The 14,770-nt window shown below is 72.3% G+C and carries 10 protein-coding genes; 5 read left to right on the top strand and 5 right to left on the bottom strand.

Annotation, left to right across the window (positions count from 1 at the left end):
• The first annotated feature begins 43 nt into the window (after positions 1-43).
• Positions 44-1,294 carry a TIR-like protein FxsC gene (locus ACFYS8_RS10385; protein ID WP_387638511.1) on the top strand — a complete coding sequence of 417 codons (1,251 nt, stop codon included), beginning with the start codon at positions 44-46 and terminating at the stop codon, positions 1,292-1,294.
• A 105-nt stretch (positions 1,295-1,399) separates the two neighbouring features.
• Positions 1,400-5,401, top strand: a complete 4,002-nt coding sequence (gene fxsT, locus ACFYS8_RS10380) for an FxSxx-COOH system tetratricopeptide repeat protein (RefSeq protein WP_387638508.1) — start codon at positions 1,400-1,402, stop codon at positions 5,399-5,401.
• Positions 5,402-5,461: 60 nt separating this feature from the next.
• On the opposite strand, the gene ACFYS8_RS10375 is transcribed toward fxsT, so the two are convergent.
• The 3 genes from ACFYS8_RS10375 to ACFYS8_RS10365 all read right to left on the bottom strand — a co-directional run bounded on the left by ACFYS8_RS10375 (position 5,462) and on the right by ACFYS8_RS10365 (position 8,215).
• Positions 5,462-6,286: an alpha/beta fold hydrolase gene (locus ACFYS8_RS10375; protein WP_387638889.1), complete on the bottom strand. Its 825-nt coding sequence runs from the start codon at positions 6,284-6,286 to the stop codon at positions 5,462-5,464.
• 65 nt (positions 6,287-6,351) lie between these two features.
• Entirely contained in the window at positions 6,352-7,314 is a 963-nt protein-coding gene (locus tag ACFYS8_RS10370) for a DUF4231 domain-containing protein (protein WP_387638505.1), read from the bottom strand.
• Between the two features lie 151 nt (positions 7,315-7,465).
• Entirely contained in the window at positions 7,466-8,215 is a 750-nt protein-coding gene (locus ACFYS8_RS10365) for a sugar isomerase domain-containing protein (protein WP_387638503.1), read from the bottom strand.
• Between the two features lie 206 nt (positions 8,216-8,421).
• Here ACFYS8_RS10365 and ACFYS8_RS10360 point away from each other — a divergent pair, with 206 nt between their 5' ends.
• Entirely contained in the window at positions 8,422-9,111 is a 690-nt protein-coding gene (locus ACFYS8_RS10360; protein WP_387638500.1) for a metal-dependent transcriptional regulator, read from the top strand.
• A 428-nt stretch (positions 9,112-9,539) separates the two neighbouring features.
• Here ACFYS8_RS10360 and ACFYS8_RS10355 read toward each other — a convergent pair whose 3' ends face one another.
• On the bottom strand, positions 9,540-10,247 hold the full coding sequence (locus ACFYS8_RS10355) for a bifunctional DNA primase/polymerase (RefSeq protein ID WP_387638497.1): 708 nt from the start codon (positions 10,245-10,247) through the stop codon (positions 9,540-9,542).
• Between the two features lie 255 nt (positions 10,248-10,502).
• Here ACFYS8_RS10355 and ACFYS8_RS10350 point away from each other — a divergent pair, with 255 nt between their 5' ends.
• Positions 10,503-11,879, top strand: a complete 1,377-nt coding sequence (locus ACFYS8_RS10350; RefSeq protein WP_387638495.1) for a transcriptional regulator — start codon at positions 10,503-10,505, stop codon at positions 11,877-11,879.
• Positions 11,880-12,096: 217 nt separating this feature from the next.
• Entirely contained in the window at positions 12,097-13,272 is a 1,176-nt protein-coding gene (locus ACFYS8_RS10345) for a hypothetical protein (RefSeq protein ID WP_387638492.1), read from the top strand.
• Between the two features lie 223 nt (positions 13,273-13,495).
• Here ACFYS8_RS10345 and ACFYS8_RS10340 read toward each other — a convergent pair whose 3' ends face one another.
• Positions 13,496-14,770 carry an ABC transporter substrate-binding protein gene (locus ACFYS8_RS10340; RefSeq protein WP_387638490.1) on the bottom strand — a complete coding sequence of 425 codons (1,275 nt, stop codon included), beginning with the start codon at positions 14,768-14,770 and terminating at the stop codon, positions 13,496-13,498.

The raw sequence follows: 14,770 nt of genomic DNA, 5'->3' as shown, positions 1-14,770 counted from the left end.
CCTTTCGGGGAACAGGTGACAGGCGGGCTCGGGGGAGGCGCGTGTGAACAGCCCAGCGGGCCGGGGGAAGGAAGCACCGAGGCCGTACTTCTTCCTCAGCTACGCGCACACCCCGCGGGTGAACTCCAGAGGTGCCGCGGATCCGAACCTCTGGGTGGCGAAGCTCTACCAGGACCTGTGCGAGGCGATACTGCAGATCACCGACCTGCCGGCCGGGCATCCGATCGGGTTCATGGACCGGTCCATGCACCAGGGGCAGAAGTGGGCCGAGCGGCTGTCGCGGGAGCTCTCCAGCTGCCGGGTGTTCGTGCCGCTGTACTCGCCGCGCTACTTCAAGTCCGAGGCGTGCGGCCGGGAATGGCACCTGTTCACCCGTCGGTCGGTGTACCAGCGCCGCCCGACGGCCGAGCGGATGACCGGGATAGTGCCGGCGCTGTGGGTGCCGATGGACCACTACCCGCTGCCCCGGGTGGCCGGCGAACTGCAGTTCAACCACGACAGTTTCGGCGACGACTACGCCGCCGAGGGCCTGTACGCGCTGATGAAGATCGCCGCGTTCAGCTCGCAGTACCACCAGGCGGTGTGGCGGCTCGCCCAGCGGATCGTCGACGTCGCCGAGCAGACCGTCATCCCGGCCGGCCAGGTCTTCGACTTCGAGTCCCAGCCGTCCGCGTTCGACCAGCCGGACGTCGCCGACAAGGTGCGGATCTCGGTGTTCTCCTACAACCAACCGGAGTTGCCGCCGCAGCGCAGCGGCGCCTGGTACGGCGAGCTGCGCACCGACTGGCAGCCGTTCCGGCCGGACTCCAGCCGGCCGCTCGCGCAGGACGCCGCGGACGTCGCCCGGAACATGGGATTCCAGCCCACCGTACGGGAGTTCGAGGAGGAGTCGGAGCAACTGCTGACCGGCGAACGCCCGTCCGCGCCGTGCGTGCTGCTGGTCGACCGGTGGGCGTTCCTGGACGTGCAGCGGGTCGAGGCGGTGCGCCGGCTGGACCGGCGCAACCTCGGCTCGGTGGCCATCATCGAACCCTGGAACCGCGAGGACCAGCAGAGTCGCGACCACGAACGGATGCTCAACGACATCGGCGACAGCGTGCTGGCCGTCAGCCGTGGGGCCCTGCAGAAGCCCAGCCTGCGCGACGACGCCGCGGCCGGCGCCCCCGGCAGCCTCGAGGAGTTCCGCGGCGAGATGGAACGCGCCGTCATGCGCGCCTGCACCGCCCATGAACAGCACCACCGCGACCGGCCGGACGACGGCCCCACGGACCGCAGACCCAGCATCGGACCCTAGGAGCTGGGAGCGGGTGACAGCAGGACGCCGGACGGTCGGAACTCCGTTCGGCGGTACGGCGTGCGGGAACACGACGGGCACCAAGGGCCCGGGGGAGGGAACGTCATGACCGAGAGGCCGGCGAAGGGCCCGCAGATCCAGGCGCGCCGTCGCGACGCCACCGTGGAGAACCGTCACGGACGGATCGTCACCTTCTACTCGTACAAGGGCGGCACCGGCCGCACCATGGCGCTGGCCAACACCGCCTGGATCATGGCCGCCAACGGCTACCGGGTGCTGGTCGTCGACTGGGACCTGGAAGCCCCCGGGCTGAGCCAGTTCTTCCGGCCGTTCCTCAACCCCGAGATCGTCGCCGCCACCACCGGCATCATGGACCTGTTCGCCGACTACATCGAAGAGGCCCGGCGCCCGGTCGACCGCGACCCCGACTGGATCGAGGACTTCGCCCGGATCCACCCGCACGCGCTCTCCCTCGCCTGGCCGCACTTCCCCGGCGGCGGCCGGATCGACCTCGTCCCGGCCGGCCAGCAGAACCGCGACTACTCCGTCACCCGCCTCGACTGGGACCTGCTCTACGAGCGCTACCAGGGCCGGCGGTTCATCCAGTCGCTGCGCGCCGACATGAAGCGCCGCTACGACTACGTGCTGATCGACAGCCGCACAGGCCTCACCGACACCGCCGACATCTGCACCGTCGAGATGCCCGACGACCTGGTGGTCTGCTTCACCCTCAGCGACCAGTCCATCGACGGAGCCTCCCGGATCGCCCGGGTCATCGAGGACCGCTACGGCGACCGCGACATCCGCATCCTGCCCGTCCCGATGCGCATCGACGAGGGCGAGAAGGAGAAGGCCGACGCCGGCCGGGCGCTCGCCCGGATCAAGTTCGGCGGACTGCCCGCCGGCTTCGGCGAACCCGACCTGGCCCGCTACTGGGCCGGCGTCGAGATCCCCTACCGGCCGTTCTACGCGTACGAGGAGATCCTCGCCCCGTTCGGCGACCAGCCCGGCCTGCCCGGATCCATGCTCGCCGCCAACGAACGACTCACCCGGGAGATCACCCAGGGCCGGGTCGCCGGACTCCCGCCGATGCCCGAGGACCTGCGGCTGCGCCACCTCGACGGCTTCGCCCGCCGCCGCCCCACCGCCCCCGCCGACCTGTACCTCAGCTACGTGCCCGAGGACCGCGCCTGGGCGGACTGGATCTCCGCGCTGCTCACCGACGCCGGCTACCGCGTCGTGCCCCGCGACCTCGGCGCCGGCGCCAACCCGCGCGAGGCCACCGGCCGCGGCATCGACTCCGCGTACCGCACCGTCGCCCTGCTGTCCGCCGCCTACCTGCAGTCCCCGCAGGCCCAGGCGCTGTGGGACCGGACCGTGCTCGCCGACCCGGCCGGCGCCCGCCGCCAGCTCATCCCCGTCCGGGTCTCCGACGTGCGCCTCAACGCGCCCTACAACAGCCGCAACCCGGTCGATCTGATCGGCCGCGACGAACAGGCCGCCGCCACCGTCCTGCTGCGCGCCCTCGGCCGCACCGAGACCGACCTGCCCGACCGCACCCCCGGGGCGCCCCGCTTCCCCGGCACCAAGCCCACCTACTGGGAAGTCCCGCAGCGCAACCACTCGTTCACCGGCCGGGTCAAGGTCCTCGACGACCTGCGGGCCCAACTCGCCGGCGGCACCACCGCCGTGCTGCCGCCGCCGCAGACCCTGTACGGCCTCGGCGGCGTCGGCAAGACCCAGGTCGCGCTGGAGTACGCGCACCGGTACATGTCGCACTACGACCTGGTGTGGTGGATCGACGCCGAGCAGAGCGAGAACGTGGTCGTCGACCTGGCGGAGCTGGCCGGCCGGCTCGGGCTGCGGGTCGGCGACAACGTGAACGAGGCCGCCCAGGCCGCCCGCGACGCGTTGCGGCAGGGGCTGCCCACGCCCAACTGGCTGCTGATCTTCGACAACGCCGACGAGCCGGGCGAGATCCGCCGGTTCTTCCCCGACGGCCCCGGCCACATCCTGGTCACCTCCCGCAACCAGGGCTGGTCCGGGCAGGCCGGCGTGCTCAACGTCGACGTGTTCGACCGGACCGAGTCCGTCGACCACCTCACCCGCCGGGTTCGCGGCCTGACCCGCGCCGACGCCGACCGGGTCGCCGAGGCCGTCGGCGACCTGCCGCTCGCCGTCGAGGTCGCCGCCGCCTGGCTGGAGACCACCCGCACCCCCGTCGAGACCTACGTCAACCAGCTCAAGGCCGAGGCCACCAAGGTGCTCGCGGCCGGCGAGACCCCCGTCGACTACCCCACCCCGGTCGGCCTGACCTGGAACGTCTCCATCACCCGGCTGCGCGAACAGTCGCCCGCCGCCGTCCGGCTGCTGGAACTGTGCGCCTTCTTCGCGCCCGAGCCGATCTCGCTCAAGCAGTTCTTCTTCTCCGAGCAGATGCGCGTCGCGCTCTACCCCTACGACGAGGAACTCACCGACACCTTCCTGCTCGGCAAGGTGCTGCGCGCCGTCAGCCGGTACGCCCTCGCCAAGACCGACGCCGGCTCCGACTCCTTCCAGGTCCACCGGCTGGTCCAGGCCGTCGTCCGCAGCGGCATGGACGAGAACGACCGCAACATCGCCATGCACCAGGTGCATCGCATCCTGGTCAACGCCCGCCCGCCCCGCGGTGACACCGACGACCCCGCCAACTGGCCTACCCTGGAAGCCATTTGGCCGCACCTTGCGCCGTCCAGGGCGCAGGACTGCGACGAACGCGAAGTCCGCGAACTGCTCATCGACCGCGTCCGCTACCTGTGGAAGCGCGTCGACCTCGACCAGGCGCTGCAGCTCGGCCGACAGCTCGACGAGGCGTGGACCGCGCGCGCCCTGTCCGAACCCGACCCGATGGAACAGCGGCTGTGGCGCCGCCAGATCTACAGCCTCCGGCTGCAGGTCGCCAACGTGCTGCGCTCCCAGGGCTCGTACAACGAATCGCTCGCCCTGAACCAGGAGACCCTGAACGGTCAGCGCGAACTCCTCGGCGAACACCACCCGTATGCGCTGATGACCGCCAACTCGATGGCCGCCGACCTGCGCTACCTCAACCGCTTCCAGGAAGCGCTGGTCCTCGACCAGGACACCTACAACCAGTTCGTCGAACTCTTCGGGGAGGACGACCCGCGCACCCTGTCGGTCGCCAACAACCTCGCCATCGACCACCGCCTGGTCGGCAACAGCGTCGCCGCCCGCGACCTCGACCAGGACACCGTCGAACGCCGCTCCGCCGTCCTCGGCCCGCTTCACCCCTACACCCTCGGCTCCAAGTCGAACCTGGCCCGCGACCTGCGGGAAATGGGCGACTACAAGGGATCCGTCGAGCTGCTGCGCGAGGTCACCGAGGCCTTCACCGACGTCGAAGCCCCGGGCCTGCCCGAGGAACTGCGCAACGCCAAGTCGCTCGCCGTCTCCCTGCGCCGGGCCGGCAGCTACGGGGAGGCCCGCGAACTCACCGAACGCACCTACGAGCGCTACGTCGCCCTCTACGGCCCGGACTTCGCCGACTCGCTGGCCTGCCGGCTCAACCTCGCCGCCGACTTCAGCGCCGCCGGCGACAAGGAGACCGCCCGGGATATCGCCAACGACGCCTACGAGGGACACCGGCGCCTGCTCGGCGACGACCACCCGTTCACGTTCGCCTGCGAGAACAACCTGGCCATCTACCTGCGCGGGTCCGGTGACCTGGTCGGGTCGGTCAGGCACGGCCGCGCCGCCGTCGAAGGACTCACCCGGGTGCTCGACGAAGGCCACCCGTTCGTCCTCAACGCCGTGATCAACCTCGCGAACTCCCTCGCGGAGAAGAACGAGTTGGCGGAGGCGGAGGAACTCGCCAGGGCCGCGTACGACGGCCTTGCCGTCCGGTACGGGGCCAGCCACCCGGATGCCCTGGTCTGCCAGGTCAACCTCGCCATCACGCTCCGCTCGGCGGGGCGGCGCAGCGAGGCCGAGAGCCTGCGCATGCAGGCCATCGCCACGCTGGTCGAACTCTTCGGCGAGGAGCACCCGTCGGTGGTGTCCGCCCGCGCCTGGCAGCGCATCAACCGGGACCTGGAGCCGCAGCCGCTGTAGGCGGGGCCGGCGGCGGGAGGCCGGGGGCGGGCGGGTTCGCCGCCCCCGGCCACCCGCCGGTCAGCGCGGCCCGTGGGCCGCCCAGCGGATGGCGTCCGTCATCTCCTTCAGGGAGCCGAAGTGTGCCGCGCCGGGTTCCAGGTAGAGCTGGGCGGTGGGGATGTGGTCGGCGAGCCAGGAGGAGTGGCCGACCGGCGAGAACTTGTCGTCCGCGCCGTGCCAGATGCGGACCGGGACGCGGATGGTGTCGACGGCGAAGCCCCAGTTGGCGATGAAGGCGAGTACGTCGTCGATCCAGCCGTCGGCGCCGTAGCGGAAGGCCTGGCGGTAGGTGGACTGGAGCATGCGGCGGATGCCGATGTCGGCGACCACGGTGCGGTCGGGCGGGGTGAGTTCGGGGACCAGGTTGCGGATGAGCTGGGCGGGGTCGCGGCGGATCACCTGGGAGCGGACCTGGAACGGGCCGGCGATCCGGGGCTGGCCCAACTCGGCCTGGCGGTAGGCGCGTTCGTTGGACGGGGTCATGCCGTCGAACCAGTCGAGGCCGTCCGCGTCGCGGGGGGCGAGGGAGACCTGGGTGGCGGCCCGGACCACCCGGTCGGGGAGCAGGGCGGCGCAGGCGAGCGCGTGCGGGCCGCCGCCGGAGCGGCCGACGACGGCGAAGCGGTCGAGGCCGAGGGCGTCGGCGATGGTGGTGACGTCCTCGGCGGCGGCGCGGACCCGGCGGCCGGGCAGCCGGGTGGACTCGCCGTAGCCGGGGCGGTCGAAGGAGATCAGCCGGACCCGCATCCGGGCCAGGACGGCGCTGCGCGGGGCGGGGCCGACCCGGCTGCCGGGGGTGCCGTGGAGCAGGAACACCGGCCTGCCGGTGGGGTCTCCGGACATCTCGACCGCGAGGATGCCCCCGTCCGGTGTGTCGATCCTGCGGGTGGCCACGCGGCGCCTCCAGGTCAGCTGGGGATGTCCAGGCTGCGCACCTCGCGGCGCGCCTGCCAGGTGGTGTGTTCCCGGGAGATGGCGTCCTCGGCGTCCCGGGCGAGTCGCGCCCAGTTCTCCTCGGCGTCCGGGGCGGACAGGTCGACGGCCGCCAACTGGGCTTCGACCTTGGAGAGTTCGGCGGCGGCGAGGGTGTAGGCGGCAGCCTGCGGACGGTACTGGCGCAGCTGGGCCCAGGCCGAGATGGAGGCGGCGACGGCGGAGATCGCGCCGAGCGCGTCGAAGGTGAATTCGCCGAGGGCGCGCAGGACGGCGAGGACCAGGCCGGCGGCGGGCAGGACGATGGCGAGCCGGTCGACCCGGCGGGTGGCGTTGCGGCACTGGATGGCCTTGGCCTGGTACCACTCGCGCTGGCTGTGCACCCGTTCACGCAGGTAGATCTCGCGGCGGACCGGCAGCGGCTGGTCGCGCAGCCGTTCCATGGTCTCGGTGATCTGCGGGTGCCGGGCCGGGGCGCGCCAGCTGCGCAGTTCCTCGGCGAGCCCCGGGGTGAGCCGTTCGGTGTCGAACTCGCCGAGGATGTCGGTGAGTTGCATGCCGTACAGGCGTTCGGCGTCGGGGAGCTTGCGGGGCGGCGGCCGGTAGGAGTCGGCGCGCACCGCGTACTTCCACACCAGGGTCTTGACCGATTCGGCGATCGCCCGGCCGTCGTACCAGAGCCGCTGCGGGTTCTGCCAGGCGACGGTGACGGCGATGAACAGCGCGCCGAGGTAGGCGACGGCGGCCAGCCAGGCGTACAGCGGGCCGTCGGCGGAGCCGGCGAAGGCCGCTCCGACCAGCAGCAGCAACTCCCAGCGGGACAGCGCCACCGCCCGGGCCTGACCTTGCAGGGACGCGCCGTCGGCGGCCCAGAACAGCCGCGGCAGCAGGTCCTGCTCCCGTACGAAGCCGATCGAACGCCCCGCTCCAGTTGCCATTTTTGCCCCCGCAGCGCCGTCTCACCGGTCTCGGGAGTCCTTCCCAGCGCCGGTCGAACTTACGCGACCGGCACCGGAGTTGGCCGAATGCGCGGGGTTGCGCCGGGGGCGCGGGGCGGTCAGCGGGAGGTCAGCGGAGGGCGCCCGGCGGTCACCAGGCGTAGAAGATGCGGTCCGCGTTGTCGGCGATCACCTTGTTGTTCCACTCGGTGCCGCCGTCCACGTTGCCGGAGCGGAACAGCGGCGGGGTGATGCCGCGGTCGGCGAGCTTGGCGGTGGCGGAGGCCATCACGGACTGCATCAGCGCGCTGGTGACGATGGTGGAGACCGAACCGAACGGGGCGCCCGCGCCGGGGTGGTCGAGTTCGCCGTCGCCGGGGGCGATCTTGCTGTCCAGCACCAGGTCGCAGTTGTCCTTGAGGTACGTGCCGGACGGGTGGTTGGAGCTCACCGCGGCCGGATACGCCAGCGAGGTCACGCCGATCACCCTCATGCCGCGGTCGCGGGCGTGCCGGGCGAGTTCGACCGGCATCACCTGGCGGCCGGACAGCGAGATCAGGAACAGCAGGTCGCCGCTGCGGGCGGGCGTGAGGTCGAGGGTGGTGGTGGCCAGCCCGGAGACCCGCTCCAGCGCGCTGCCGAGGTGTGCGGGCATCACGTTCACGCCGGTCATGCCGGGCACGTTGAGCAGGTTCATCACCACCAGGCCGCCGGCCCGGTAGACCACGTCCTGGGCGGCCAGCGAGGAGTGCCCGGCACCGAAGGCGAAGATCCGGCGCCCGTGCTCGACGGCCTCGGCCAGCAGCTCGGCGGCGGCGTCGATGTTCTCGCCCTCCTCGGTGCGGATCCGCTCCAGGTGGGCCACGGCGGCATCCAGGTAACGGCCGACCAGTTCGGTCATCTCGTGCTCCGTCCGAGCGCGCGGGCGGTCCGGGGGCCCGGGCCGCATGGGGACAGCTACGGCGTGCACGGTGGCCCCTGCCGCGCCCGGCTGTCAACCGTCGCGCAGGGCGTCCGGCAGCCGGGCACAACGGCGGAGCGCACCGGGTTGTCACCTTCGTACGTCAGAATTGGCGGTGAGGACACCGAAGAACGGAGCCAGGGGCGATGTCAGGGCTGATCGACACCACTGAGATGTACCTCCGCACCATCCTGGAGCTGGAGGAGGAAGGCATCACCCCGATGCGCGCCCGGATCGCCGAGCGGCTGGAGCAGTCCGGCCCGACGGTGAGCCAGACGGTGGGCCGGATGGAACGCGACGGCCTGCTCCAGGTCGCCGAGGACCGGCACCTCGAACTCACCGTGGAGGGCCGCCGGCTGGCGGTGCGGGTGATGCGCAAGCACCGCATCGCCGAGTGCCTGCTGGTGGACGTGATCGGCCTGGAGTGGGAGCAGGTCCACGAGGAGGCCTGCCGCTGGGAGCACGTGATGAGCGAGACGGTCGAGCGCAAGGTGCTCGCCATGCTCGGCCACCCCACCCAGTCCCCGTACGGCAACCCGATCCCGGGCCTGGACGAGCTCGGCGACACCAAGGCCGAGGGCGAGGGCTTCGACGCCGGGCTGGTGACGCTGGAGTCGGTGGCCGGCAAGGACGGCGCGGACGTGGTGGTGCGGCGGATCGGCGAGCCGATCCAGACCGACGGCGAACTGATGCGCACCCTGCGCCGCGCGGGCGTCCGCCCCGGCGCGACAGTGCGGGTCGCCCCGGCGGCCGGCGGCGTGCTGGTCGGCACCGGTGACGGCGCGGCCGAACTGGGCAAGGAGATCGCGGCGCACGTGTTCGTCGCGCAGCCGTAGCGGGAGACGCTGCTGGGCCGGGCAGGCCCCGGGGCCTCGGAACACGCGGGGCCCGCGCTTCGGGGCACACGCTTCGGGGCACACGCTTCGGGGCCCGGTGTCCCCGCACCGGGCCCCGCCGCGCCTCCCTCCCCCGACTCCCTCCCTGATCCCCTCCGGTCCCTCCCTGATCCCCTCCAGCCCCTCCTGCTGCCGCACTCGGCTTCCCCGACCGAACGCCCTCCCGGCAGTCCCCCACGCTCTCGGCCCGCCCGCTCCTTCCGTTTTTTCGACCCCGTGCCGACGCTGAGAATGATCCCCTCGGTCGACGCCGCCAATCCTTGAGCGCTGTCACCCGATCGGTTGGCTTGTCCCGCTGACCTGCGGGTATGACGACTTATTTCCGGAAGATCGCGTTCCGAGCGGTCGGAGGCGTGGCGCGCGGTCGCTCAGTGCACCGCGGCGGCCTCCCGCTGCGCGGGGCGCGGGGCCGAGGGGTCGCGCCGGCAGGCGTACGCCAGCGGGCTGACCAGATCCACCACGTCCGGCAGCCACCGGTTCTGGGCCGTCGGCGGCCGGGCCCAGATCGCCGTCCCGCCGCGGCCGGAGAACCGGGACGGCGGGGCCACCATCCAATCGCCCTCGCCGCGCGCCACCAGGTCCAGCCCGCCCGAGGTGCAGCCGATCTGCCGCAGCAGCTCCGGCAGTTTGGCGACCGCGCCGGGCATCACCAGGAAGTGCAGCCGCCGTCCGCGCCGCCCCGCCGCGGCCGGCACCGAGACCACCGGGCCGAGCGGCAGCCCCATCCGCTCCATCCGGGCCAGGGCGAGGCAGCCCGCCACCTCCGGCACGTCCAGCACGTCGAACGCCCTCCCGGTGGGCAGCAGAATCGATGCTTCAGGGTGCTCCGCCCACCACCCGCGGACCACCGCGGACCCGACGCTGGCCAGCAGCCCCCAGTCGGCGCCGACGGGGTGTGCGCCGGGGAGCGCACAGCGCGGATCGCCGCAGGAGCAGCGGGTGAAACCGTCGTCATCGACCAGCCACGCCCCGGGGACCACCTCCCAGTGGCGGACCTCGGCACAGCGGACGGCTTCGGCCAGTAGCGACGGCGAGTCGGGTTCGGGGGATTGGGAGGCGTTGTCCACGTGGAGCACAACTACCGTCCGTGAGTGGGGGTTACGGGCCGCCGCCGAACGATTCGAACGGGGCGCACGTTGTCACCCGGGACGGTGATCCTGGTCGGAACCCCCCGGCGCGACAGGGGCGGTAACGGGCGCAGTGGGGGCGCACAGGGGCATTCAGCAGGGCGCGTGGGGAGTGGGTACGTCACCGTGGGTATTCCGCATGGTGTTGCACAGTCGTCGCCCTCCGGTCGGGTCCGGACGGCGTTGGGGAGGCGGAAAAATCCCATGGCCGCGAGACCGCTCGTCGCACGAGAGCCGAACGAACGTCTGCAGCAGCTGATCCAGGAGGCAGGCTGCTCCAACGCGGGCCTGGCCCGCCGGGTCAACCTCTGCGGAGCCGAGCACGGGCTCGACCTGCGATACGACAAAACGTCCGTCGCCCGCTGGCTGCGCGGGCAACAACCACGCGGGCAGGCGCCCGCCGTCATCGCCGAGGCCCTCGGCCGCAAACTCGGCCGCGGTGTCACCGTGGACGAGATCGGCATGGCCGACGGCAAGAGCCTCAGCTCCGCCGTCGGACTCCAGTTCGCGCCCAGCCTGGCCACCGCGCTGGAGCAGATCTGCGAACTGTGGCGCAGCGACGTCGGCAAGCGCGACTTCCTGGCCGGCACCACCGTCGCCGCGTCCGCCCTGGTCGAACCCAGCCGGGACTGGCTGATCACCCCGCCCGACCCGGTGGTCGCGCGGACCGGCGGCACCCGGGTCGGCCTCGCCGACGTGGCGGCGATCCGCGCCACCACCCAGATGCTGGTCGACCTCGACCACCGCTTCGGCAGCGGCCACGTCCGCCCCGTCGTGGTGCACTACCTCAACAGCGTGGTCTCCGGCTTCCTCGGCGGCTCCTACCGGGACGAGACGGGCCGTCAACTCTTCGGCGCCGTCGCCCGGCTGACGGAGCTGGCCGGTTACATGGCGGTCGACACCGGCCAGTCCGGCCTCGCCCAGCGCTACTACATCCAGGCGCTGCGCCTCGCCCAGGCCGCCGACGACCGCGGCTACGGCGGCTACGTGCTGGCGGCCTCGATGAGCCACCTCGCTGCGACCCTCGGCAACCCCCGGGAGATCGCCCAACTCGCCCGCGCCGCCCAGGAAGGCGCCCGCACGGTGGCCACCCCCACCGCGATGGCGATGTTCTATGCCGCCGAGGCCCGCGGCCACGCCCTGCTCGGCGACGCGTACGCCTGCGAGGCGGTCGCCGCGAAGGCGCTCGCCTCGATGGAACGCCGCAACCCCGCCGACGACCCGGACTGGATCGTGCACTTCGACGAGGCCTACCTGGCCGACGAGTTGGCGCACTGTCACCGGGACCTCCAGCAGGGCGAGCGGGCCGAGCACTACGCCCGCACCGCGCTCGAACTGCATCCCGCGCACCGGGTCCGCCGGCGCGCCGTCGACCTGGTGCTGCTCGCCACGGCCCAACTCCAGCAGCGCGACCTCGAACGCGCCTGCGAGACCGGCACCGAGGCGGTCCGGCTGCTCAGCGGGCTGCGCTCGAACCGGGGCGTGGAGTACCTGGACGACTTCCGCAGCCGGCTGGAGCCGTACCGGAGCCACCGGGCGGTACGCGAGTTCCACGCCCGGATGGACGGGGAGGCCGCGTAGTAGGTGGGGTGGCCGCGTAGCAGGTGGGGCAGGGTCGGCCGGTACAGGTGGGGACGATCGGGCTTCGTGAAGCAATAGCACAGAACAACAGCCCACGTAGTCACCTGTGCCGGTGAACCGGTAGCGTGGCCTCGCAGTTGTGGTCCGTCGTCAGCAACCCGGCGGGGCAACCGAAAGGCCCGGGATCCCGGTGCCGTGCACAGGTGAGGTAATCGCGTTGAGCCAGCGCCGCTCGTATCCGAACTCCGGCGACTTCAATCTGGACGACCTGTTCCGGCCGGAACCCGCCACGGACGGTCAGGGCACCGGTACCCCGGTGCAGGCCGCCTCGCAGCCCCCGTACGCCCAGCCGCAGAACCCCGTTCCGCAGCAGCAGTCCGCCCCGCCGCTGGGGCAGAGCGGCAGCCCCGAGTACTGGGGCGCGCCGCAGCAGGCCGCGCCGGTCGCCCCGCAGGGGGACGTCGGGGCCACCCAGTACCTGCCGCCCTACCCGGCGGGCGACCCGTCCGTGGCGGCCGCGTCGAACGCGCCGACGCAGATCGGATTCCCGCAACAGGGCTACGCCGGCGGGACGTTCGGCGGGCAGCAGCAGTACGCGGCGCCCGCGCCCGCTCCCGCGCAGCCGAGCTACGGGGGTGCGTACGGGGCGGTCCCGCCGCAGCAGCAGGCGTACCAGGCCGCGCCGGAGGCCGGGTTTGGTGGATCGGCGAACGGTGGGTCGGGGAACGGCGGGTCGGCGAACGGCGGTGGCCGCAAGCCCAACACCAAGGTGCTGATCGGTGCGGGCGTGGCCGGTGTCGCGGTGATCGCGGTGCTGATCGGTGTGTTCGCCAGTGGTGGTGGCGACGACACCAAGAAGAGCCAGGCCAAGACCAAGAGTTCGAGCAGCCAGTCACCGTCCGCGCAGGCCGGTGGCGGCGGCGCGGACGGCGCCGTCGGCCCCGAAACCAAGGCGCAGGCGCAGGCGATGTCCGACCTGCTCGGCACCGCGAGCGCGAGCCGCACCTCGGTGGTCAACGCGGTTTCCGCCGTTGGCAAGTGCCAGGGTCTGCCGGACGCGCAGGCCGCGCTGACCGCGGCCGCCGCGCAGCGGCAGGACCTGCTGAAGAAGCTCGGCGACCTGAAGGTGGACCAGCTCACCGACGGCGGCAAGCTGGTCGAGCAGCTGCAGAAGGCCTGGCAGGCGTCCTCCACCGCCGACTCCGAATACGCCCTGTGGGCCGGGGACATGGTCGCGGGCTGCGACGGGGGCAAGGCGAAGGACAACGACCACTACCGCAACGGCAACACCGCGAGTGGCTCCGCCACGACGGCGAAGGAGCAGGCCTCGAAGCTGTGGGGCGCGATCGCGTCGAAGACGGGGCTGGCGGAGAAGGGCGCGACGGAGCTGTAGCAGGGGACTCGAAGGCAGGCGGGCGCGAAATCAGGGGCGCGTGGGGGCACCTCCCAGCCCCCTAGGGCTGGGGGAGAACTGCACGACAAGCGCACATCACGTCCGCAAGGTCGCGATCAAGTGCAAGTCATTGTCCTGCGTCGCGATCTTGCGGACGTGGTGCGTTCCCCTTCGCGCAATTCCCCACGCCCCTGGTTGTGCTCTCCCTGGTTTCGCCCGCTATTCACCCCGCGAGGATGGTGCGGACGTTGGTGAAGCCCTGGTGCTGTTCGACCAGGCGGCCGTTCTGGACCTGCTGGAAGGTGACGGAGGTGTTCACCAGGCGGGGGGAGTCGGCGGTGGGGAGCATGTTGGTGACGCCCCAGCCGAGGGGTGGGGTGGTGCCGGCGGTGTCGATGGGGTCGCCGCTGTCGAGGACGGTCTGCAGGGCCTTCGCGGTGAGTGGCCGGGTGGGGTCGATGCGGCCGGCGGCCTGGCGGAGGACGGTGTAGGCGACCCAGGTGGTCTGGACGCCGGGGTCGGTGACGTCGATGGTGGTGCCGTTGCCGTAGGTGCGGGCGGTGGCGCGCAGGCTGTCCCAGACGGGGGAGCTCTCGGCGGGGAACCAGCCGGTGGCGTACGCGCCGCGGAGCGGGCCGCTGTCGCCGCCGGTGGAGTCGACCACGGACTGCTGGAAGGAGCCGATGACCGAGGCGAGTTGGGTGTTCCTGGGGTTGGCGCGGCGGTAGGGGTCGAGCAGGTTGCCGGTGGGTTCGGCGCCGAGTGCGGAGAGTACGCAGTTGCCGGGGCGGTCGTCGCCGATGGCCCGCCGGGCGTAGGGGGCGTAGTCGGGGGACTTTTCGGGGGCCTTGATGTCGGTGACCTTGATGCTGGTCTGCTTGACGGCGGTGTTGAGGTAGCTGACCAGGGCGTCGCCGGCCCGGGTGTCGGGGCGGATCAGGGCGATCTGCTTGCAGCCGGCGTCGATCAGTTGGCGTCCGCTGCCGGCGACGAGGGCGGGGGTGCCGCCGTTGACGGGGTAGGACAGCGGGCTGCTGAACTCGGGGGTGGAGAGGCCGTATCCGCCGATGAAGGGGATGCCGGCGGCTTCCAGGACGGGGATGAAGTTGCTGCCGTACTGGCTGGCGGAGCCGACCACGGCGACGGCGTGTGCCCCGACGGCCTGGTTGGCGCAGGCGGTGGCGCCGTCGGTGGTGTCGTGCTCGTTGCAGGTGAGGACGGTGACCTTGCGGCCGTTCAGGCCGCCGTGCGCGTTGAGGTCGCGGCCGATGGCTTCGGCGAGGGCCGTCATGCCGGGGCGGTCGGCGGCGCCGGTGCCGGACGGGGCGAAGGTCATCACGGTGACGTCCCGGCCGGTGGCGTCGGCGGCGGCGGGGCCGCCGCAGGCCGTGGTGGAGAGCAGGGCGGGCAGCGCCAGGCCGGCGGCGAGGGCGGCGGTGGTGCGGTGGTGGCGGCCGCTGACGGCGGGTCTCGGGCGGGGGGTTCCGTTCCGCGTCAT

This window comes from Kitasatospora sp. NPDC004615, assembly GCF_042873545.1.
Classification (GTDB): Bacteria; Actinomycetota; Actinomycetes; order Streptomycetales; family Streptomycetaceae; genus Kitasatospora.
The sequence above is the reverse complement of the archived record's forward strand: the minus strand, read 5'-3'. Positions and strand labels throughout refer to the sequence as shown.

Bases quoted from the DNA above. Each gene is read 5' to 3' on its own strand.
- fxsT (WP_387638508.1), top strand. From the start codon at position 1,400: ATGACCGAGAGGCCGGCGAAGGGCCCGCAGATCCAGGCGCGCCGTCGC.
- ACFYS8_RS10375 (WP_387638889.1), bottom strand. From the start codon at position 6,286: ATGTCCGGAGACCCCACCGGCAGGCCGGTGTTCCTGCTCCACGGCACC.
- ACFYS8_RS10370 (WP_387638505.1), bottom strand. From the start codon at position 7,314: ATGGCAACTGGAGCGGGGCGTTCGATCGGCTTCGTACGGGAGCAGGAC.
- ACFYS8_RS10365 (WP_387638503.1), bottom strand. From the start codon at position 8,215: ATGACCGAACTGGTCGGCCGTTACCTGGATGCCGCCGTGGCCCACCTG.
- ACFYS8_RS10360 (WP_387638500.1), top strand. From the start codon at position 8,422: ATGTCAGGGCTGATCGACACCACTGAGATGTACCTCCGCACCATCCTG.
- ACFYS8_RS10350 (WP_387638495.1), top strand. From the start codon at position 10,503: ATGGCCGCGAGACCGCTCGTCGCACGAGAGCCGAACGAACGTCTGCAG.
- ACFYS8_RS10340 (WP_387638490.1), bottom strand. From the start codon at position 14,770: ATGACGCGGAACGGAACCCCCCGCCCGAGACCCGCCGTCAGCGGCCGC.